This is a genomic window from Rhodococcus sp. NPDC060090, assembly GCF_042729855.1.
In the GTDB taxonomy this organism is placed as follows: Bacteria; Actinomycetota; Actinomycetes; order Mycobacteriales; family Mycobacteriaceae; genus Rhodococcus.
In genome coordinates this window covers 205665-227131 of record NZ_JBHWXB010000006.1, presented here as the reverse complement: position 1 = coordinate 227131, position 21467 = coordinate 205665, and the positions used below count along the sequence as shown (strand labels likewise).

The following is a 21467-nucleotide window of genomic DNA, read 5'->3' as shown; positions in this document are numbered from 1 at the left end:
CGAGTCGCTCGACTACCACGCACTCAACGCGATGTTGAACCTGTACGGCCCGAACGGCGAGATCCAGTTCGACAAGGACGTGGCCGCCGCGCGCCAGTACTTCCTGCAGCATGTCAATCAGAACACCGTGTTCTTCCACAACATCGACGAGAAGCTCGACTACCTCGTCGAAGAGAAGTACTACGAGCCGGAGGTTCTGGACAAGTACTCTCGCGAGTTCGTCAAATCGCTGTTCCAGCAGGCATATTCGAAGAAGTTCCGATTCCCGACGTTCCTCGGTGCGTTCAAGTACTACACCTCGTACACCCTCAAGACGTTCGACGGCAAGCGCTACCTCGAACGATTCGAGGACCGCGTCTGCATGGTCGCGCTGACCCTGGCCGACGGCGACGAGATCCTTGCCCGGCACCTCGTCGACGAGATCATCTCCGGTCGATTCCAGCCCGCGACCCCCACGTTTCTCAACTCCGGCAAGAAGCAGCGCGGCGAGCCCGTGTCGTGCTTCCTGCTGCGCATCGAGGACAACATGGAGTCGATCGGTCGCTCGATCAACTCGGCACTGCAGCTGTCGAAGCGCGGTGGTGGAGTTGCACTGCTGCTCACCAATATTCGTGAGCACGGTGCCCCGATCAAGAAGATCGAGAACCAGTCCTCGGGCGTCATCCCGATCATGAAGCTGCTCGAGGATTCGTTCTCGTACGCCAATCAGCTCGGCGCACGTCAGGGTGCCGGTGCGGTGTATCTGCACGCCCATCACCCCGACATCTACCGCTTCCTCGACACCAAGCGTGAGAACGCCGACGAGAAGATCCGCATCAAGACGCTTTCCCTCGGCGTCGTGATCCCCGATATCACCTTCGAGTTGGCGAAGAAGAACGAGGACATGTACCTCTTCTCTCCGTACGACGTCGAGCGTGTCTACGGGAAGCCGTTCGCCGATATCGACGTGACCGAGAAGTACTACGAGATGGTCGACGACAAGCGCATCCACAAGTCGAAGATCAAGGCCCGCGAGTTCTTCCAGACGGTCGCAGAACTGCAGTTCGAATCCGGCTACCCGTATGTGATGTTCGAGGACACCGTCAACCGGGCGAATCCCATCGCGGGCAAGATCACCCACTCGAACCTGTGCTCCGAGATCCTTCAGGTCTCCACGCCGTCGGAGTTCAACGACGACCTGTCCTACAGCCATGTGGGCAAGGACATCTCGTGCAACCTGGGCTCGCTCAACATCGCGAAGGCCATGGATTCGCCGGACTTCGCCCAGACCATCGAGGTCGCGATCCGCGGCCTGACCGCGGTCTCCGATCAGACGAGCATCGCGTCGGTGCCATCGATCGAGAAGGGCAACAACGAGTCTCACGCCATCGGCCTCGGGCAGATGAACCTGCACGGGTACCTGGCCCGCGAGCACATCTACTACGGCTCGGCCGAAGGCATCGACTTCACGAACATCTACTTCTATACGGTGCTGTTCCACGCGCTGCGCGCGTCGAACCGGATCGCCATCGAGCGCGGCACCCACTTCAAGGGGTTCCCGGAGTCGAAGTACGCGTCGGGTGAGTTCTTCGACAAGTACACCGAGCAGGCGTGGGAGCCGGAAACGGACCGTGTGCGCGCCTTGTTCTCCGACGCCGGCGTTGCCATCCCCACTCAGAGCGATTGGCGCGACCTGAAGGACTCGGTGCGCGAGCACGGCATTTACAACCAGAACTTGCAGGCCGTCCCGCCGACCGGGTCGATCTCGTACATCAACAACTCCACCAGTTCCATCCACCCGGTGGCGTCGAAGGTCGAGATCCGCAAGGAAGGCAAGATCGGCCGTGTCTACTACCCCGCGCCGTACCTGACCAACGACAACCTGGACTACTACCAGGACGCGTACGAGATCGGGTACGAGAAGATCATCGACACTTACGCGGCGGCCACGCAGCACGTCGATCAAGGACTGTCGCTGACGTTGTTCTTCAAGGACACCGTCAGTACTCGCGATGTCAACAAGGCGCAGATCTACGCGTGGCGCAAGGGAATCAAGACGCTGTACTACATCCGGCTGCGGCAGATGGCCCTCGAAGGCACCGAGGTGGAGAATTGCGTCTCCTGCATGCTCTGACCCACCACGTCCCCGGCAGCTCTCGTCCCACGAAGACATTCAGGTAGGTAACCGATGACCTCTGTATCGCACTCGCCCGCAGACGGGGCGCGGATCAAACTGATCGACCGCGTGTCGGCGATCAACTGGAACCGCGTCCCCGACGACAAGGACGCCGAGGTGTGGGATCGCCTCACCGGTAACTTCTGGCTGCCCGAGAAGGTGCCGGTCTCCAACGACATCCCGTCGTGGGGCACGCTCACCGAATACGAGCAGCAGCTCACCATGCGGGTGTTCACCGGTCTGACCCTGCTCGACACGATCCAGGGCACCGTCGGTGCCGTCTCGCTGATCCCCGACGCGGTCACGCCGCACGAGGAAGCGGTGCTGACGAACATTGCGTTCATGGAGTCGGTGCACGCCAAGAGCTACTCGCAGATCTTCTCGACTCTCTGCTCCACCCGGCAGATCGACGATGCGTTCCGGTGGTCGGAGGAGAACGAGAACCTGCAGCGCAAGGCGCAGATCATTCTGGACTACTACCAGGGCGACGATCCGCTCAAGCGCAAGGCCGCCTCGACGCTGCTCGAGTCGTTCCTGTTCTACTCGGGCTTCTACCTGCCGATGTACTGGTCGTCGCGGGCGAAGCTCACCAACACCGCCGACGTCATCCGCTTGATCATCCGCGACGAGGCCGTGCACGGCTACTACATCGGCTACAAATACCAGAAGGGCCTCGAGAAGGTTTCCCAGGCAAAGCGGGACGAACTCAAGGAATGGGTTTTCGACCTACTGCTCGAGTTGTACGACAACGAGGCCCATTACACCTCGGATCTGTACGACGAAGCGGGGCTGACCGAGGACGTCAAGAAGTTCCTCCGCTACAACGCCAACAAAGCGCTGATGAACCTCGGCTACGAGGCGTTGTTCCCGAAGGACGAAACCGACGTCAATCCGGCGATCCTGTCGGCACTGTCACCCAACGCCGACGAGAACCACGACTTCTTCTCGGGATCGGGAAGCTCGTACGTGATCGGCAAGGCTGTCGTCACCGAAGACGACGACTGGGATTTCTGATTCCCGTGTAGAAGCTCCACATACGGACATGCACCCCCTTCCTGGAAGCGCGGGGTGCATGTCCGTATCGGTTGCAGTCGTCCCGACCGGTCAGGGGTAGCGGAACCACGCTTCCGTGCGGGCCGCGAGCGCCTTATCCAGCCGCAGGGCCGACGTGGCAGTGAGAGGGATCGGTAGGTCGTCGGGTGCGAACCACGCCACCTCGAGATTTTCGTCGTCGGCGACCCGGGCCGCACCCCCGGTCGCGCGCATCACGAAGGACACGTCCAGGTACTGCGCGACATCACCGTTGGGATAGGTGATCGGTTGGGTGACATCGACGCTCGTGAGCCGCAGCACCTCGGCGTCGACGCCGGTCTCCTCGGCCACCTCGCGTACCGCGGCGACCGCCGGTTCCTCACCTGGCTCGAGAATGCCCGACACCACCGCCCACTTGCCGCTGTCGGCGCGGCGGGTGAGCAGGACCCGACCGTCGTCGTCGAGGACGATCGCGCTCACCCCCGACAACCACAGCGGGTCGTGTCCGACGTGAGCGCGGAGTTTGGAGACGAAATCCGGTATGGGCATGAGTCCATCCCTACCCGAGGTCAGTACCGGAACGACACCGGATCGGCGGTCTGCCCCGAATAGGGCAGCAGGATCGTCGGTTGCAGTGGGACGGAGAACCGGGCAGGCACGTCGCTCCACTCGGTGCGTCCACCGTCGGCGGGGGTGTCGAGTCGGGCGAGCGTGATACGGCGCATCGAGTCGGTGCCCACCTGGTCACCGGTCGAGAACTCCGCGGTGAGATAGGTGCCGTCGGCGGTGAACTCGACCCACGGGTTCGCGAGTGCGATCTCGAGCAGATGGAAGCGCGTGAACGACACGACCGTGCCGTGGTATTCGATGCGACCGAGGCCGGTGTCCGGATCGATCCGTGCGTCGGAGAGCTCGAAGGTCATCGTCCCGTCGTCGCGGACCGAGGCGCCGTCGCTGCCGACGACCGAGCCCTGCGCGGTTCCCGTGACCAGGTCGCTGTATCCGGGCGCGAAGCCCCACACGAGGTCCTGAGGTGGTGCCACCGGGGCGTTCCGGCCGGGGGAGGGGTCGAAGTTCACCGGCACCGACAGTTCCTGCTCGGCGTTGACCGCATCGGCCGCCCCGAATGTGTAGATGCCGTACCGGGCGTCGTCGGGAACGGTCTCCGGTGCGTCGATGGTGACTGCTGCAGTGAAGGAGCCGTCGTCGGCAAGCGGAACCCACTGCTGCCGCACCGTGCGCCGCAGGTCGAACGGCCGATCCGGAACCTGGTTCAGTGCACGTTCCGACAACACCCACGCATTGGTGGAACGCACCGTGGCGCGACTCTCGGTGGGCGCACCCTCGGACGGTCGCCAATGCTCGGAGAAACCGCCGAACGAGACGAACGTGCCGTGCGGAACACCGGGCGGCACCGGCAGCGGCAGTCCGCCGGTGCGGTTGGCCTCGGGGTCGAACCCGGTACCGCGAACGACCACCGTGTCACCCTCGTGGACGGGAGTGTCGCCGAGCGGGGTCACACCGTCGGCGGCGAACACCTCGATGTTCGCGTGCTCCACGGGCTGGGCAGTTGCCGGCGCGACGGCCAGGGTACCCAACGTGAGTGCGCCCGCAAGAGCGATCCCGACCCGCCGGGTAGCTGCAGTCATGTCAGTTCGAATAGCCATTGAGTGAGTGCCTCAGATCTGTCAGTGCTGCGTGGGCCGCGACCGGGCCGGGTGTGGACCACACCTCGTCCGAGACCGAGAACAACCGGTTGTCGGTGACGGCGCCGAGGTCGAGCCACTCGTCCCGTTTCATGTACTCGGTACCCCGATCGAGGCCGCTCTGTCCCGCGAACCGGACGAAGATCACATCTCCGTCGGCGGCGGCAGGATCCTCGATGTCGAGCGGCCGGTACGAACGGCCGTCCTCGACTCCGAACCTCTGCGGGGCAGGACGTTCGGCCCCGACGTCGGCGAGGACTTGACCGGCGAACGAGGCGGTACCGTCGATCGTGGGTCCGTCACCGGTGAACCGTACGAGTGACGCCTGTGTCTGGGACGAGGAGAGCTCGCGTCCGAGTTCACTCGCCGCGACGGAGTACTCCTCGAGCACCCGGCGCGCCGCCTCGGACCGACCCAGGGACTCACCGACACGTTCGAACTGCTGCCGCCAGAACACCTGGTCGTCCCCGACCACCACGGTCGGCGCGACGGACGACAACGACTCGTAGAGGTCGGCGTCCGCCGACGCGCCGACGATGAGGTCCGGTCGGCCCTGCTCGACCGCAGCGAGGTCGGGGGAACCGGGGGGTCCGATCGCGGGGATCTCCGTGACACCGGTGCCGAGGTATTCGGGGCGTTCGTCCGGGGCGATGCCGACGCCGACGACACGTTCCCACAGTCCCAGTGCGCACACGGCGTCGAGCGAGGCGATGTCGAGGACGACGATCCGCTGCGGATCGTTCGGGACCTCGGACACGCCGGCCGTATGGATGACACCGTGCGTGCCGCCGGCGGGCAGACCGGGGTCGGTGGCACTCGGCAGGGCGCACGCCGTTGTCGTGTCGCGTTCGATGCCGACCACCGCTGCTCCGGCGATGCGGGTGGTGGTGCGCACGATCTCGGAGGCAGGGTCGTCGGTAGGCGCAGAGCAGCCGGCGAGAGTGAGGGCGGCCGTGGCGGCAGCGAGAGCGGCAATGCGGACACGGTGCGCGGGCAATTCCACCACTTCCTGTAGAGGGGACGAATCATGCTATCGCCTGTGCAGATCGGCTCCGGCGATCCTGCCACAGCGGGCCGAGTGGAAACGGGGCCGCTGCGCGGTGGATCCGGTGCGCAGTGATGTGTGTCACTCGTGGTTCGGTGACGTGCGGAGGGGGTGATGCGCTCATGCGCGGATTGCCGGTTCGGCGGTAGTGTGACGCCCGAGTACGACAGCGAGTAGGACCCGGTTAACGAGTGGTGGGCGCACGGTCTACGATTCGATGAGCGCAAGCCAGAGAGACCGTTCGCCTCCAGCCCGAGTCGAGCGCGCATTCAGGAGGATTAGTGACTGCCGTAGCGCCCCAGCCAGTCCCAGAGATAGCTGCAGCAAGGCCATACCCGCCGCGGCAGGGACCCAAGGGTTCGTTCATCTACAAGATGATCACGACCACAGATCCGAAGGATCTGGGGATCATGTACTTGATCACCTCGGTCTCGTTCTTCCTCATCGGTGGCCTGATGGCCCTGCTGATGCGCACCGAACTCGCAGTCCCGGGCCTGCAGTTCCTGTCGAACGAGCAGTTCAACCAGCTGTTCACCATGCACGGCACCATCATGCTGCTGATGTACGCGACCCCGGTCGTGTTCGCATTCGCGAACTACATCCTGCCGCTGCAGATCGGCGCACCCGACGTGGCGTTCCCGCGACTGAACGCGTTCAGCTACTGGCTGTACCTGTTCGGCGCGACGATCGTGATGCTCGGTTTCGTCACCCCCGGCGGTGCTGCCGACTTCGGCTGGACGGCATACACGCCGCTCACCAGTGAGCTGCACTCCCCGGGCGTCGGCGCAGACTTCTGGATCCTGGGCCTCGGCGTCATGGGTCTGGGCACCATCCTCGGTGGCGTCAACTTCATCACCACCGTCGTCTGCCTGCGTGCCCCCGGCATGACGATGTTCCGGATGCCGATCTTCACCTGGAACATCCTGATCACCAGCATCCTGATCCTGCTGGTCTTCCCGCTGCTGACCGCCGCGTTCTTCGGTCTGTTCGTCGATCGCCACCTCGGTGGACACATCTACGACCCGGCCACCGGTGGTGTGCTCTTGTGGCAGCACTTGTTCTGGTTCTTCGGCCACCCTGAGGTCTACGTCATCGCATTGCCGTTCTTCGGCATCGTGTCGGAGATCTTCCCGGTCTTCAGCCGTAAGCCGATTTTCGGCTACACCGGCCTCGTCTACGCGACGATCGCCATCGCGGCCCTGTCGATTGCGGTGTGGGCGCACCACATGTACGCCACCGGCGCTGTGCTGCTTCCGTACTTCTCGTTCATGACGTTCCTGATCGCGGTGCCGACGGGCGTGAAGTTCTTCAACTGGATCGGCACCATGTGGCGAGGCCAGATCACGTTCGAGACGCCGATGCTGTTCTCGGTCGGCTTCCTGATCACCTTCCTCTTCGGCGGTCTGTCCGGCGTCATCCTCGCGAGCCCGCCGCTGGACTTCCACCTTCACGACACCTACTTCGTCGTCGCGCACTTCCACTACGTCGTGTTCGGCACCGTCGTGTTCGCCACTTACGCCGGCATCTACTTCTGGTTCCCGAAGATGACGGGCCGGATGATGGACGAGCGTCTCGGCAAATGGCACTTCTGGCTGACGTTCGTCGGCTTCCACCTGACGTTCTTGGTGCAGCACTGGCTCGGTAACGAGGGCATGCCGCGTCGCTACGCGGACTACCTTCCGACCGACGGGTTCACCTACCTGAACATCGTGTCGACGATCGGTGCCTTCATCCTCGGCGCCTCGACACTGCCGTTCATGTGGAACGTCTTCAAGAGCTACCGCTACGGTCAGGTCGTCACGGTGGACGATCCGTGGGGTTACGGCAACTCGCTCGAGTGGGCCACCACGTGCCCGCCGCCGCGTCACAACTTCACGGAGCTGCCGCGAATCCGGTCGGAGCGGCCCGCATTCGAGCTGCACTACCCGCACATGGTGGAGCGGATGCGCGCCGAGGCGCATGTCGGACCGGGCAGCCACAAGCACAACGTGAACGTGCTCGAGGGTGCAGACCGTACTCCCGGCGACCACCCGCGCGCCGGTGAAGGCTAGACGCCCGCGCCACTGAAGCACTGACGAAGGCCCCACTCGTGACCACGGGTGGGGCCTTCGTCGGTCGGGTTCCGAACCCGGTTCCCGGCGCGACCCCCGCACGTCAGGGGCACGCGCGACTGCAACAATGGATACGCACGTGCCTCGACCGTGCACGATTCGACTGACGAAGATCGGAGACGTAGTGGCGTCTGAGACCACGGTGCTTGTGACGGTGACCGGCCCGGATCACCCCGGTGTGACCTCGGTGCTGTTCGCCGCGTTGAGCCGCCACGACGTCGACCTGCTCGACGTCGAACAGGTCGTCATCAAGAACAGGCTCACCCTCGGCGTCGTGGTGGTGTGCCCCGGCGACCCGGAAGCCATGCAGGACGAAGTCGAGGCCGCGATGGCAACCATCGGCATGTACGCCGACGTCGAGGTCGGTGCCCGCCCCGAGAACGGCCGCGCGGTCTCCACCCACGCAGTCGTTGTGCTCGGCAGCCCCGTCAGCGCCCGCGCCATGCGCTCCGTCGGCCGCACCCTCGCGTCGCTCGGTGCCAACATCGACTCGATCCGCGGCATCGCCGACTACCCCCTCACCGGACTCGAGTTGATGGTCACCGCCACCGACCAGAGCACCGAGGCCGACGCGGCACTACGCAAGGCCCTCGCTGAACTTGCGTCGGGACTCGACATCGACATCGCCGTGGAACGCGGTGGCCTCGCGCGCCGCTCGAAGCGCCTGATCGTGTTCGACGTCGACTCGACCCTCGTTCAGGGCGAGGTCATCGAGATGCTCGCCGCACATGCCGGTGTCGAAGACAAGGTCCGCGCCGTCACTGAAGCAGCGATGCGCGGGGAACTCGATTTCACCGAATCGCTCGAGCAGCGGGTGGCGACCCTCGAAGGTTTGCCCGCCAGCGTGATCGACGAGGTCGCCGACCAGATCGAACTGACACCGGGCGCCCGCACCACGATCCGGACGTTGCGTCGTCTCGGATTCCGCTGCGGCGTCGTCTCGGGCGGATTCCGTCAGGTCATCGAGGGTCTTGCGCACGATCTCGAACTCGACTTCGTGCGCGCCAACACCCTCGAGATCATCGACGGCAAGCTCACCGGCAAGGTCATCGGAGATGTCGTGGACCGCGCCGCGAAGGCACGCGCTCTCCGCGAATTCGCCGACGACGCAGGCGTGCCCATCGAGCAGACGGTGGCGGTGGGCGACGGAGCCAACGACATCGACATGCTCAGCGCAGCCGGCCTCGGCATCGCTTTCAACGCGAAGCCCGCATTGCGCGAGGTCGCCGACACCGCGCTGTCGTATCCCTACCTCGATGCCGTGCTGTTCGTACTCGGTGTGACGCGCGAGGAAATCGAAGCCGCCGACCGCGGAGACGGAACACTCCGGCGTGTGCCGCTCGAGCACGGTGCCTGAGTCGCATCCGGTCTTCGCCGATCCGGGATTCGAATCCCGGCACGGCGTGCTCGCCCGTGGATACGGACACCGCGAAGACCCGGAGGATCCGTCCGCGGTGCTCGCGATGCCCCTCGTCCTGCACATCCCCAAGGGTGAGCCTCCCGCCCGCAGTGCGTTGCTCGAGGCGGCAGCCGTCGCGACGGTGGCACTGTGCCTGGACCCCCGGGTCGGCAAGGGGGAGGACGGCCAACCCGGAGTGTGGCGGGACGCGTTCCTCTCGTGGAACGACGCCCGGATCCGCAAGGTGAGCCGTCGTGCCCGCGGGGCACACTGGCGTGCCGCGCAGGACATCGACGGCGTGACGGTCGACCGTGGTGGCGCGCAGGCCCGTGCGTTCGTCCCGGGCCCTGTCGGCGGACTCGATCCGCGTATCGCGCGGCTGCAGATCGGCGGCACGGACCTTCCGGACGACGACCCGCGCGAGATTCCGGACGGTGTGCCGGTCCTGTGGGTGAATGCGGCACTCGGGATGACCGTCGGAAAGGCCGCCGCGCAGGTCGGCCACGCCTCGATGCTGCTGGCGGGCGCGCTCGACGCCGACTCGGCGCGGGCGTGGGCGGCGACAGGTTTTCGGTGTGCGGTCCGGGACGCAGGCCGGGACCGGTGGAGCGGACTCCTCGCGCGAGTCGGAGACGGCACCGCAGTTCCGGTGCGCGACGCCGGATTCACCGAGGTCGAGCCCGGCTCGGTGACCGTGATCGCAACAGCGTCCTGACACCGTGGTCTCGCAACCGCGGTTCTCAGTTCGCGGTCCGGAAAACCAACACGGTCGGGCCGGTCAGCGAGAACGACGAGCCCACGCGGTAGACCGCGGAATCGACCGGCCGACCGCCCCGAGCGGAAGAATCGAACACGCACCGGATGTCGCCGTGATACCACTCGGGGCTCGCCAATGTCACAGCCGTCGCGTCACCGGCGTGCAGGACGAACAGTCCACTGCTGTCGAGTAACGGAATTCCCGCCTGCGTCACCGTGCCCAGTTCCGATCCGTCCAGCCACGCCTGCAGTGTGTGGCGGTCGTCGTCGTGCCAGTCCGCATCCTGCAGTTCGATGCCGTCGCTTCCGAACCACACCAGATCGGGATAGCCGACGGTGCGGGCCCTGCCTTCGAAGAATCGGCGTTGCCGGAGTACCGGTACCCTCCGCCGCAGTTCCAAGAGGGAACGGACGAACTCGATGTGCTGCTGGTCGGCATGCTCCCAGTCGAGGGGCCACGCCTCGGACACCGGCGTCCCGGCGGGAACGCAATACGCGTTGTTGTTGCCGCCCTGGGAATGTCCGAACTCGTCGCCGGCGAGCAGCATCGGAGTGCCGGTCGAGAGCAATAGCGTGGCAAGCAGGGCGCGGACGTGGCGGGCGCGCGCAGCGATGATGGCGGGGTCGTCGGTCGCCCCCTCGACGCCATGGTTCACCGACTCGTTGTGGTCGGACCCGTCCCGGCCCTCCTCACCGTTCGCCTCGTTGTGTTTGTGTGAGAACGAGACGGCGTCGACGACGGTGAACCCATCGTGCGCGGTGACGTAGTTGATGGACATCCACGGTTGGCGTTCGTGGCGCCGATACAGGTCCTCCGACCCGGTCAGGCGCGACGCGATCTCACGCACCCCGGAGTTGCGCGCCCAGAAGCGTCGCGTGGCGTCACGGTAGCGGTCGTTCCATTCCGACCACTGCACGCCGAACCTGCCGAGTTGGTAGCCCTGTGCCGTCGCGTCCCACGGTTCGGCGATGAGTTTGCAGTCGGTGAGCACAGGGTCGGTGGTGATGGCGGTGAACAGCGCGGCGCGCGCATCGAAGGCGCCGCCGCCGGGGCGACCGAGGGCGCTGGCGAGGTCGAACCGGAACCCGTCGACACCCATCTGTGTCGTCCAGTAACGCAAGCTGTCGCACACCATCCGTACCGCGATCGGTGAGGTGCTGTCGACGGTGTTGCCGCACCCGGTCAGGTCGATGTCGTGGCCGTTGTCGTCCAGAAGGTAGTAACCGGGAGCGTCGAGCCCTCGCCACGACAGGCTCGGTCCCGCGACCGACCACTCACACGTGTGGTTGAACACGACGTCGAGGATCACCTCGATCCCCGCGTCGTGGAGTGCCGCGACCATCGTGCGGAACTCTGCGATCTCGTTGCCGGGTGTCGCGGCATAGCCGGGGTGCGGCGCGAAGAACGACGCGGTCGAGTACCCCCAGTGGTTGCGCATTCCCCGCGATAGCACCGGAGGTTCGGTCACGAACGCATGTACCGGAAGGAGTTCCACCGCGGTGACACCGAGGTGCACGAGGTGGCCGACCACCGCCGGGTGGGCCAGTCCGAGATAGGTACCCCGAAGCACAGTCGGCACGCCGGGGTGTGCGGCCGTGAACGAACCGACATGCAGTTCGTAGATGACGGTGTTCTCCCAGGGCGTGCGCGGTTTCCGATGCTGTGCCGCGTCGAACGGGAGTCCGGGAGTGACGACGGACAGAGGCGTGTACCCGAGCGAATCCACCGTGGATATGGAACCGAAGGGATCATCGTCGTACGCGAGGAGCCGGACGGCGTCGGCAGGGTCGTTGTGAAGATCGGTTCCCGTCACCTGACGTCCCCATGGATCGAGCAGGATCTTGTGCGGATTGGTGCGCAGACCGTCGCGGGGACGCCACGGGCCGTGCGCGCGATATCCGTATCGCCGACCGGGACCGATCTCGGGGACGGTGCCGTGCCAGATACCGAATGTGCGGTCGGGCAGGTCGACGCGGTGTTCATGACCGTCCTCGTCGATCAGGCACACCTGCAGGCGATCGCACTGCGGAGCGTGGACAGCGAACCGGGTACCGGACGAAGTAGGCGTGGCACCGAGAGGGAACGGCGACCGATCGGGCTCGGCCGCGTGGTCGGTGGTGTGTACACGAGTGGATGACGACACGAAAGAGATCCTGCCGTGTCCCGAGTCCGGGCGTGAGCGAAGATGGACGGCGTGGCACAACCTGATCCCGATCTGCTCATCGAATTCGAAGACGTTGTGGTGCGGCGAGGCGGAAATGTCCTCGTCGGGCCCGTGACCTGGAAGGTGGAACTCGACGAGCGTTGGGTGGTGCTCGGTCCGAACGGCGCGGGTAAGACATCGTTGCTGCGTGTCGCGGCTGCCGAGGACTTCCCGACGTCCGGCACCGCGCATGTGCTGGCCGAGACTTTCGGCCGCACAGACCTGTCCGAGCTACGACCTCGCATCGGACTGTCATCGTCCGCGCTCGCCAACCGCGTCCCCCGAGACGAGAAGGTCGTCGATCTGGTGATCTCCGCCGGGTACGGCGTGCTCGGCCGGTGGCGGGAGCAATACGACGCCGTCGACAACGCCCGCGCGGTGGAGATGCTCGAAGGTCTCGGCGCCGAGCACCTGGCCGAGCGCACCTACGGAACGCTCTCCGAAGGGGAGCGCAAGCGGGTGCTGATCGCCCGCGCCCTCATGACCGACCCCGAGTTGCTGCTCCTCGACGAACCGGCCGCGGGCCTGGACCTCGGTGGGCGTGAAGAGCTGGTGGCACGACTCGCGACACTCGCCGCCGACCCTGATGCTCCGGCGACGGTCCTGATCACCCACCACGTCGAAGAGATCCCGCCGGGATTCACCCACGCGATGCTCCTCAAAGAGGGCGGGGTCGTCGCGCAGGGACTGATCGAGGATGTGATCACGGCGGAGAACCTCAGCGCGGCATTCAGTCAGTCGATCACTCTGGACAAGGTCGACGACCGCTTCTTCGCCCGCCGCACGAGTGAGCCGGGGCGGCACCGCCGCGGGTGAGACCCGGACGGTTCGGGCCGGCCTGGTCAACTACGCTCGGAGCATGGTTGACGAACGCTCGGCAAGTGCCTTCGATCCCGCGTCCGTGCCGGTCAAGGATGCCTCCACTGTCATGCTCGTCCGGGACTCGGTGCGGGGGATCGAAGTCTTCCTCCTCCGACGTGTCGTGGGGATGGACTTCGCGGGTGGCATGACCGTGTTCCCGGGCGGCGGGGTCGACCGCAGCGACAGCGAAGCATCGCTGCGGTGGACCGGGCGGGACGTCGAGTGGTGGGCGAAGCGCTTCGATGTCACGCCGGCGCGGGCGCAGGCACTTGTGCTGGCCGCGGTGCGCGAGACATTCGAAGAGTGCGGTGTCCTGCTCGCGGGCCGAGACCCCGATTCGGTGCTCGCCGACACCGCACCGCACGCGCAGGCGCGTCGGCAACTCGAGGGCCGTGAGCTGTCGTTCAGCGATTTCCTCACCCGTGAAGGACTCGTTCTGCGCGCTGACCTGTTGCGCCCGTGGGCGCGGTGGATCACTCCGCTCGGGGAGCGGCGACGCTACGACACGCACTTCTTCGTGGCTGCCGCCCCGGAAGGGCAGAACGCGGACGGCGCGACCAGCGAGGCCGAACAGGTGCTCTGGCAGACCCCGGCGGAAGCCCTCGCGCACTGGAAGTCCGGTCGGTCGGTGCTGCTTCCTCCCACGTGGGCTCAGCTCACCGATCTGTCGAAATACGCGACGGTCGCCGAGATCCTGGCGGGCGAACCGGAGATCCCCACCATCGCGCCCATCATGAGCAGGACCGACACCGGGATCCATATCGCGTTCGACGGCGACGAGGGCTACTACGAGGGCGGCGGCCCGCACCCCTGGGCGAATCGCGACGACATCTGACCCGGCTCGCCGAGACTGCCTCGGCCTTGTCGAGACGGCGCACCCGGGGACCTCTAGGCTGAGGCCATGGCTGAATTCGTGACACTCGAGGTTTCCGACGGCATCGGCACGATCCGGCTGGACCGTCCTCCGATGAATGCCCTCAACCGGCAGGTCCAGGAGGAGATCCGGGACGCCGCGCGTGAAGCCACCGTGCGCGACGACGTCAAGGCTGTGATCGTGTACGGCGGTGAGAAGGTCTTCGCCGCCGGCGCCGACATCAAGGAGATGGCCGACCTGAACTTCGTGCAGATGAGCAAGATCGTCGATGACCTGCAGTCTGCCCTCGGTTCGGTTGCCGATATCCCGAAGCCGACGGTCGCAGCGCTCACCGGGTATGCACTCGGTGGTGGCCTCGAGCTTGCACTCGGCGCCGATCGCCGTATCGCAGGCGACAACGTCAAGGTCGGTACCCCCGAAGTGCTGCTCGGAATCATCCCTGGCGGCGGCGGAACCCAGCGTCTGGCACGTCTCGTCGGGCCTTCGAAGGCCAAGGACATCGTCTTCACCGGTCGCTTCGTCGGCGCCGACGAAGCCCTTGCGATCGGGCTCGTCGACGAGGTGGTCGCCCCCGACGCCGTGTACGACGCCGCACGCACGTGGGCCTCGCAGTTCGCCACGGGCGCGAGCCGTGCGCTCGCAGCAGCGAAGGCCGCGATCGACCAGGGACTCGATACCGATCTCGACACCGGCCTGAAGATCGAGCAACATGTGTTCGCCGGGTTGTTCGCCACCGAGGACCGTACGATCGGCATGCAGTCGTTCATCGAGAACGGGCCGGGCAAGGCCGAATTCCTGGGAAAATAGTCGTCGGGACGGGACACTTGTCGAGTGCTTACTGCCGGGTAGGATCTGCGTCATGACTGCAAGCAGGACCGACGGGACCGACCCCGCGCCGAACCCGCACGCCACCGCCGAACAGGTTGCGGCTGCTCTCGAGGACTCCAAGCTCGCCCAGGTGCTCTACCACGACTGGGAAGCCGAGACCTACGACGAGAAGTGGTCGATCTCCTACGACGAACGCTGTATCGACTACGCGCGCGGTCGCTTCGACCTCGCCGCCGGTGAGCAGCAGCTGCCGTACGAGCGCGCCCTCGAACTCGGGTGTGGCACGGGATTTTTCCTGCTGAACCTGATGCAGGGTGGGGTCGCGTCGAGTGGGTCGGTCACCGATCTGTCGCCCGGCATGGTCAAGGTTGCACTGCGCAACGCGGAGCACCTCGGCCTCGATGTCGACGGCCGGGTGGCCGACGCCGAAACCATCCCGTACGAGGACGACACCTTCGACCTCGTCGTCGGGCACGCGGTGCTGCACCACATTCCCGACGTCGAGCAGTCGCTGCGGGAGGTGCTGCGCGTGCTCAAGCCGGGCGGGCGTTTCGTCTTCGCGGGTGAGCCGAGCACCGTCGGCAACTTCTACGCGCGCTGGCTCGGTCGCGCCACGTGGGAGGCGACCACCACCGTCACCAAGCTGCCGTTCCTGAGCGACTGGCGTCGCCCGCAGACCGAACTCGACGAGTCCTCACGCGCTGCGGCGCTCGAAGCGGTCGTCGACCTGCACACCTTCGATCCCGCAGACCTCGAGAAGCTCGCCGCGTCGGCGGGCGCAGTCGAGGTCAAGGCGTCGAGCGAAGAGTTCGCCGCTGCGTTGCTCGGGTGGCCGGTCCGTACGTTCGAGGCCGCGGTGCCCGAGGAGAAGCTGGGCTGGAACTGGGCGAGGTTCGCGTTCGGTGGCTGGAAGACGCTGAGCTGGGTCGACGAGAACGTGCTCAAGCACGTCGTGCCGCGCAGCTTCTTCTACAACGTGATGATCACCGGCGTGAAGCCCGGCAAGTAGTTGGGCTACGAGTTCACGCTCGCCGACGTGGGGTATCTTGCGTCGGATCCGGGCGTCGCGGCCTTGTCCGCTGTCGACGGCCGCGAACTGTCGACGCGTACGCACCTCTCCGATATCGGTTGGGCGCGTACGCGTTTCGGTGACCGTGCGGCATCGCTCGTCGAGACTGTGCGGGCGCGTCGCAAGGCCGCAGCCAAGCTCGAGGGCGCCGGAGGATGGTTGCTGACCGACGACGCGGTGCAGCAGGCGACTCCCTCCCCCGTCGCCGCTCATCGGGCGCACCGGCTCGCGGGTCGGCAGGTCCACGACGTGACCTGTTCGGTGGGCGCCGAACTGGCCGCATTGGTCGGTGTGGCCACCACCGTGGTGGGAAGCGACCTCGACGAGGTGCGCCTCGCGATGGCGGTCCACAACGTTCCCGCCGCCCACGTGGTGCGAGCCGACGCATTGCGGCCGGTGACACGCGGAACCACCGTGATCGCCGATCCGGCGCGACGCTCCGGCGGCCGGCGCACTCACGATCCGGCCGCACTGCAGCCGCCGCTGCCCGACCTCCTCGCCGTCTACTCCGGCCGCGATCTGGCTGTGAAGTGCGCTCCGGGCCTCGACTTCGACAAGCTCGGCTGGGACGGCGAGGTCGAGATCGTCTCGCTCGACTCGGGTGTACGGGAGGCCTGTCTCTATTCACCCGGCCTGAGCGAACCAGGGATCCGCCGTCGCGCCACAGTCCTGAGGTCGGGTGGGACGGCCGTCGAGGTCACCGACGCGATGGACGACGACATCCCGGAGCAGGCGCCGGGGGAGTGGATCATCGACCCGGACGGCGCGATCGTACGCGCGGGCCTTGTCCGGCACTATGCGGCCGCACACGGACTGTGGCAACTCGACCCGCGCATCGCCTATCTCACCGGCGACGCACTTCCCGACGGCGTGCGCGGCTTCCGGATCCTCGAACAGCTGAAGTACTCGGAGAAGAATCTGCGGCAGATTCTGACCCGCCTCGAGTGCGGTTCGGCGGAGATCCTCGTGCGCGGGGTCGACGTCGACCCCGCGCAGCTACGTCCCCGATTGAAGCTGCGCGGCAACCGCGCGCTGAGCGTGGTGCTCACCCGCGTCGGCCGCACACCTGTGGCGTTCGTGTGTGAAGCGAGCCGCTGACAGGCGTGCTCAGTCCTCGGGTCCGTCCAGCACGTGGATCTCTCCCCGGACGGTGGTGGCGATCAGCTGGCCGTCGGGCCCGACCGCCGTTCCCACCGAGAATCCGGTCGTCTCGGGAAGTGTCTCTTCGTCGAGGGTCCGTCCGTCGGCTACATCGAACACCAGCGCTGTGAGGCCGCTGTCGTCCTGGACAACCGTGTAGCCGCGACCGTTCGCCGTCAGCGCCGGGACACCGGCCTGCCGGACATCATCGCGCTCCCATGCGGACTCGACGCCGTCGCCCGTGTCGCGCAGTGCGAACAGCGCGCCCGATGGGCCACCGGCCGACACGACGAGCAGCCCGTCCTCGGTGACGGCAGGGCCGGTCGCGGGGGTGTATCCGAGGTCGTGACTCCAGCGGGGCCGTCCGGTCTCGGCGTCGACGGCCCACAACGCGCCCTCGCCGTCGTGGATGTACACGGTCGTGGCGTCGGACGAGAGCACGGGACTTGTGGTCGCGCCGCCCGGAAGATCGACGTTCGACCACTCCTCGGTGACCACGGGGTTGTCGCCGCCCGGGTACCGCAAGGCGACCAGTGCCGCGCGGTCGGCGCCGGAACGCCACACCGTCGTGAAGATCCGGCCGGTGTCCTGGTCGATGGCGGGGGTGGTGGCGACGGGGCAGTCGGGGGAGCCGCCGAAACAACCGACCAGTCCGTGGTCGGGGTCCAGGCGGGGGATGTCGGTGCCGTCGGCGATCGTGGGGATCGGAACCAGATCGAACAGGGGCGCACGGAGCATCCCGGTCTGCGGATCGACGATGTTGACCTGGCCGAAATGTGTGACCACGACGAGGCTTCCGTCGCCGGCGAACTGTGCCGTGCGGGGAGTGCCGCTCACCGGGATCCGCCAGCGGCGCTGACCGTGCTCGTTGAACGAGAACAGACCACCGGCCTCGCCGACGTAGACGTTGGCGACGTTGTCGGCCACCGGGCTGATGTCCGCAACCCCGGGACCGAGACGAGTGCACCAGCGCTTGCGCCCGTTGTCCATCTGGTACGAGAAGATGTTGCAGCCGGCGTCCGTGGCCGAGGTGATGGTGATCTGGCCGTTCGGTGCCACCGTTGGCGGTGACCCGACAGCGCTGCCGGTCGCCCGCGTCCACGACGACGTGACATCGTCGAGACCCTCGCTGACGGTCGTGTTGCTGTTGCGCGCATCCGAATGGCGTCCGGGCCATGCGCCCGCCGAGTACGGTCCATCGGTATCGCCGCTACCGCCACCGCACCCGCTCAACGCAAGTGCTGCCGTTGCCGTCAGCACCGCAGCCCGCCGGGCACCCCGCATCGCTCAACTCCTTCACGACTTTCGGATTCGAGTCGCCAGCGTATCGGGCCGGGTGTTTCACGCTCCGGGCGAGGCAGACCGTAGGCTGTGTGTTCTGACACCGTAGGCTTGCGTGCCATGACGAGCATGTGGGGTGCACCGTTGAGCACCAGGTGGCGTGGTTCGCGGCGTCGCGATCCGGACCAGGCCCGATTTCTGACACCGTCCTCGCTGCGGTGGGTGATGTCGAACAAGGCGTACACCCCGTGGTACCTCGTACGGTACTACCGGCTGGCGAAGTTCAAGCTTGCGAATCCACACGTCGTGCTGCGCGGGATGGTGTTCCTGGGCAAGAATGTGGAGATCCACGCGACACCGGAACTGGCGCGACTCGAGATCGGTAAATGGGTCCACATCGGCGACGGCAACGCCATCCGGTGCCACGAAGGATCCCTGCGCATCGGCGACAAGGTCGTATTCGGCAAGGACAATGTGGTGAACACCTACCTCGATATCGAGATCGGCGCGTCGACTCTGGTCGCCGACTGGTGTTACATCTGCGACTTCGACCATCGCACCGAGGACATCACCTACCCGATCAAGGACCAGGGCATCGTGAAGAGCCCCGTCCGGATCGGCCCCGACACCTGGATCGCGGCGAAGGTCTCTGTGCTGCGCGGTACCCGGGTCGGTCGAGGGTGCGTGCTCGGTGCCCACGCTGTCGTCAAGGGCGATGTCCCCGACTACGGCATCGCCGTCGGGTCCCCTGCCCGGGTCGTGAAGAATCGCAAGGACGCCTGGGAGGCAGGCGCGGCCGACCGCGCGGCCTATGTCGCGGCACTCGAGGACATCGCACGCAAGAAGGCGGGCGACCCGCCCGTCGACGCGAACACTGCACCCTGACGGGCCTCTGGAAGGACACGACGGTGGAGTATGCCGAGTATCGCCGCTACGACGCGGTGGGGCTCGCGGGACTCGTGGCCCGGGGCGAAGTATCGCCGGTCGAGTTGCTCGACACGGCGCTCGCGCGCCTGGACGCCGTCGACCCGATCTTGAACACGGTCGTGCAGCGACTCGACGATCGGGCCCGGGTACGCGCGGACGGCCCGCTGACGGGGCCGTTCGCGGGCGTGCCCTTCCTGGTCAAGGACCTCCTGCAGGATGTGATCGGAACGCCCACCGGGAGCGGCTCCCGAGCCCTCGCCGATCTTCCGGTTGCGCAGAACGCTGTGGTGGTGGACCGCTGGGTCGACGCAGGTCTCGTCATCTTCGGCAAGACCAACACGCCCGAGTTCGGTGCGAAGGGTATCACCGAGCCGGAATCGGGTGGCATAACCCGTAATCCGTGGAATCGTGCGCTCACCCCCGGCGGTTCTTCGGGTGGTTCCGCGGCGGCCGTGGCCGCCGGTGTCGTTCCGGTGGCGGGTGCGAACGACGGAGGTGGCTCCATCCGTATCCCGGCGGCATGCTGCGGTCTGGTCGGTCTCAAACCCGGTCGAGGTGTGGTGCCCACGGGGCCGGTCGGTGGGGAGCCGTTGCATGGCGCGGTCTCCAACGGTGTGATCAGCCGGACGGTACGCGACTCGGCCGCGATGCTCGACGTGATGGCGGGTCCGTACCCGGCGGCACCGTATTCGGTAGATCGTGTCTCGAGTTCCTATGCCGCGGAGGCAAATACGCCACCGCGTCGACTGCGGATCGGCTACGCAACCGCCTCTCCGATCGGTACCGGCGTCGACCCCGAAGCCGTCGCGGCGGTCGAGCGTGCGGTGGTCTTGCTCGACGAGCTCGGCCACCGGGTCGAACCGGCCGACACCGGAATCGACGAGCGTCGTCTCGCTGCCGACTTTCTGACGATGTGGTTCGCATCGCTTGCCCTCGAAGTCGACGATACTCGCCGGCGTACCGGGTGTGGATCGGACGGCTTCGAGTTCGACACCCGGATCATGGCCGCGCTCGGCCGGTCGGTATCGGCCCCGGACTACCTTGCTGCACATGCTCGATGGGCCGACTACGTCCGCGACCTGTCCGCGTTCCACGAGCGCTACGATTTGTTGCTCACCCCTACGCTGGCGTATCCGCCGGCGCGGGTCGGTGAGCTGACCACACCCACGTGGATGCGGACACTCGGATCGGTACTCATGACGGCGCGGTTGGGGCGACTCGCGCGCTGGGGCGGGTTGATCGACAAGGTGATCGACGACAACCTCGGCCGCACCCCCTACACGCAACTCGCGAATATCACGGGACGCCCGGCGATCTCGGTTCCCCTGCACTGGACCGCTGAGGGGGTGCCGCTGGGAGTGCAGTTCGTTGCACCGCTCGGCGGTGAGGCGCTGCTGCTCTCGCTCGCCGGTGAACTCGAACAGGCCAGGCCGTGGTTCGACAAGCAGCCGCCGTTGTTGCCTGCGCCGGATGTGTCGTCGAAGTAGGCCCGGACGACGAGCAGGGGTGTGATGACAGGGACGATGAGCGATGCGGTGCGCATCACCGAATTGGCCGCCGGTGACGGGCCCGAAGTGTGCGCTGCGGTCGCCGACATCGTGAACTCCGTCTACGCCGTCGCGGAGGACGGCATGTGGGTGAGCGGAACGATGCGCACGAGTGTCTCCGAGATCGACGGGATGATCCGCGCCGGTGAGATCGTCGCGGCATGGCTCGGCGACACACTCGTCGGGTGTATCCGGGTGGTCCGACTCGACGAGCACACGGCGGAGTTCGGGATGCTCGCCACCCCGCCTCGCTTCCGCGGTCTCGGCATCGGCCGCAGACTGGTGCGTTTCGCCGAGCAGCGGTGTGCAGCGGCGGGCTGCGGCGTGATGCAACTCGAGGTCATCCGCCCCCGCGACGTCGAGTTGCCGCCGAAGCAGTTCCTCGCGCAGTGGTACGCCGCGGTCGGCTATCGGCCGGTTGGCACCGCCCCCATAGATGCGGCGCACCCGGAGCTCGTGGAGATGCTCGCCGTGCCGTGCGAGGTCGACAGGTACCGCAAGGATCTGTGCATCGACGAGGACGTCCGGTAGT

The 21467-nt window shown here is 66.3% G+C and carries 18 protein-coding genes; 13 read left to right on the top strand and 5 right to left on the bottom strand.

Going from position 1 to position 21467, the window contains the following annotated elements; all coding sequences use genetic code 11:
• Positions 1 to 31 precede the first annotated feature (31 nt).
• A complete protein-coding gene (gene nrdE, locus ACFWCF_RS10745; protein ID WP_378560883.1) occupies positions 32 to 2113 on the top strand; it encodes a class 1b ribonucleoside-diphosphate reductase subunit alpha in 2082 nt (693 codons plus the stop codon).
• Between the two features lie 54 nt (positions 2114 to 2167).
• Positions 2168 to 3169: a class 1b ribonucleoside-diphosphate reductase subunit beta gene (nrdF, locus tag ACFWCF_RS10740; RefSeq protein WP_378560726.1), complete on the top strand. Its 1002-nt coding sequence runs from the start codon at positions 2168 to 2170 to the stop codon at positions 3167 to 3169.
• A gap of 90 nt (positions 3170 to 3259) precedes the next feature.
• Here the strand turns inward: nrdF and ACFWCF_RS10735 are convergent, their stop codons facing one another.
• Genes ACFWCF_RS10735 through ACFWCF_RS10725 form a run of 3 tightly spaced genes read right to left on the bottom strand, consistent with a single transcriptional unit; the run spans position 3260 to position 5896 of the window.
• Positions 3260 to 3736 (bottom strand): NUDIX domain-containing protein, encoded by a 477-nt coding sequence (locus ACFWCF_RS10735; RefSeq protein ID WP_378560723.1) that lies wholly within the window; start codon positions 3734 to 3736, stop codon positions 3260 to 3262.
• A 20-nt stretch (positions 3737 to 3756) separates the two neighbouring features.
• Positions 3757 to 4836 (bottom strand): HtaA domain-containing protein, encoded by a 1080-nt coding sequence (locus ACFWCF_RS10730; protein ID WP_378560720.1) that lies wholly within the window; start codon positions 4834 to 4836, stop codon positions 3757 to 3759.
• A 1-nt stretch (position 4837) separates the two neighbouring features.
• Positions 4838 to 5896 (bottom strand): iron-siderophore ABC transporter substrate-binding protein, encoded by a 1059-nt coding sequence (locus ACFWCF_RS10725; RefSeq protein WP_378560717.1) that lies wholly within the window; start codon positions 5894 to 5896, stop codon positions 4838 to 4840.
• Between the two features lie 323 nt (positions 5897 to 6219).
• Here ACFWCF_RS10725 and ctaD point away from each other — a divergent pair, with 323 nt between their 5' ends.
• The 3 genes from ctaD to ACFWCF_RS10710 all read left to right on the top strand — a co-directional run bounded on the left by ctaD (position 6220) and on the right by ACFWCF_RS10710 (position 10163).
• Positions 6220 to 7989: a cytochrome c oxidase subunit I gene (gene ctaD / locus ACFWCF_RS10720; RefSeq protein WP_378490970.1), complete on the top strand. Its 1770-nt coding sequence runs from the start codon at positions 6220 to 6222 to the stop codon at positions 7987 to 7989.
• A 127-nt stretch (positions 7990 to 8116) separates the two neighbouring features.
• The gene (gene serB / locus ACFWCF_RS10715) at positions 8117 to 9406 is read left to right on the top strand and encodes a phosphoserine phosphatase SerB (protein ID WP_378560714.1); all 1290 of its coding nucleotides are present in this window, start codon (positions 8117 to 8119) and stop codon (positions 9404 to 9406) included.
• Positions 9399 to 10163 carry a peptidyl-tRNA hydrolase gene (locus tag ACFWCF_RS10710; RefSeq protein WP_378560711.1) on the top strand — a complete coding sequence of 255 codons (765 nt, stop codon included), beginning with the start codon at positions 9399 to 9401 and terminating at the stop codon, positions 10161 to 10163. The genes serB and ACFWCF_RS10710 overlap by 8 nt, the downstream gene beginning before the upstream one ends.
• A gap of 25 nt (positions 10164 to 10188) precedes the next feature.
• On the opposite strand, the gene glgX is transcribed toward ACFWCF_RS10710, so the two are convergent.
• On the bottom strand, positions 10189 to 12348 hold the full coding sequence (glgX, locus tag ACFWCF_RS10705) for a glycogen debranching protein GlgX (RefSeq protein WP_378560708.1): 2160 nt from the start codon (positions 12346 to 12348) through the stop codon (positions 10189 to 10191).
• Between the two features lie 42 nt (positions 12349 to 12390).
• On the opposite strand from glgX, the gene ACFWCF_RS10700 reads away from it, so the two are divergent.
• The 5 genes from ACFWCF_RS10700 to ACFWCF_RS10680 all read left to right on the top strand — a co-directional run bounded on the left by ACFWCF_RS10700 (position 12391) and on the right by ACFWCF_RS10680 (position 17138).
• Positions 12391 to 13224 (top strand): ABC transporter ATP-binding protein, encoded by an 834-nt coding sequence (locus ACFWCF_RS10700; RefSeq protein WP_378490974.1) that lies wholly within the window; start codon positions 12391 to 12393, stop codon positions 13222 to 13224.
• A 43-nt stretch (positions 13225 to 13267) separates the two neighbouring features.
• Positions 13268 to 14104 (top strand): NUDIX hydrolase, encoded by an 837-nt coding sequence (locus ACFWCF_RS10695; RefSeq protein ID WP_378560705.1) that lies wholly within the window; start codon positions 13268 to 13270, stop codon positions 14102 to 14104.
• 66 nt (positions 14105 to 14170) lie between these two features.
• Positions 14171 to 14950: an enoyl-CoA hydratase-related protein gene (locus ACFWCF_RS10690; RefSeq protein ID WP_378490976.1), complete on the top strand. Its 780-nt coding sequence runs from the start codon at positions 14171 to 14173 to the stop codon at positions 14948 to 14950.
• Between the two features lie 52 nt (positions 14951 to 15002).
• Positions 15003 to 15980, top strand: a complete 978-nt coding sequence (locus ACFWCF_RS10685) for a class I SAM-dependent methyltransferase (protein WP_378490977.1) — start codon at positions 15003 to 15005, stop codon at positions 15978 to 15980.
• Positions 15981 to 17138, top strand: a complete 1158-nt coding sequence (locus tag ACFWCF_RS10680) for a class I SAM-dependent methyltransferase (RefSeq protein WP_378560702.1) — start codon at positions 15981 to 15983, stop codon at positions 17136 to 17138.
• A 9-nt stretch (positions 17139 to 17147) separates the two neighbouring features.
• Here the strand turns inward: ACFWCF_RS10680 and ACFWCF_RS10675 are convergent, their stop codons facing one another.
• Complete coding sequence (locus ACFWCF_RS10675) at positions 17148 to 18464, bottom strand: PQQ-binding-like beta-propeller repeat protein (protein WP_378560699.1); 1317 nt, start codon at positions 18462 to 18464, stop codon at positions 17148 to 17150.
• A gap of 117 nt (positions 18465 to 18581) precedes the next feature.
• On the opposite strand from ACFWCF_RS10675, the gene ACFWCF_RS10670 reads away from it, so the two are divergent.
• Genes ACFWCF_RS10670 through ACFWCF_RS10660 form a run of 3 tightly spaced genes read left to right on the top strand, consistent with a single transcriptional unit; the run spans position 18582 to position 21466 of the window.
• Complete coding sequence (locus ACFWCF_RS10670) at positions 18582 to 19346, top strand: acyltransferase (protein ID WP_378490980.1); 765 nt, start codon at positions 18582 to 18584, stop codon at positions 19344 to 19346.
• 23 nt (positions 19347 to 19369) lie between these two features.
• Positions 19370 to 20875 (top strand): amidase, encoded by a 1506-nt coding sequence (locus ACFWCF_RS10665; RefSeq protein ID WP_378560696.1) that lies wholly within the window; start codon positions 19370 to 19372, stop codon positions 20873 to 20875.
• 36 nt (positions 20876 to 20911) lie between these two features.
• Complete coding sequence (locus ACFWCF_RS10660) at positions 20912 to 21466, top strand: GNAT family N-acetyltransferase (RefSeq protein WP_378560693.1); 555 nt, start codon at positions 20912 to 20914, stop codon at positions 21464 to 21466.
• Position 21467: the final 1 nt, after the last annotated feature.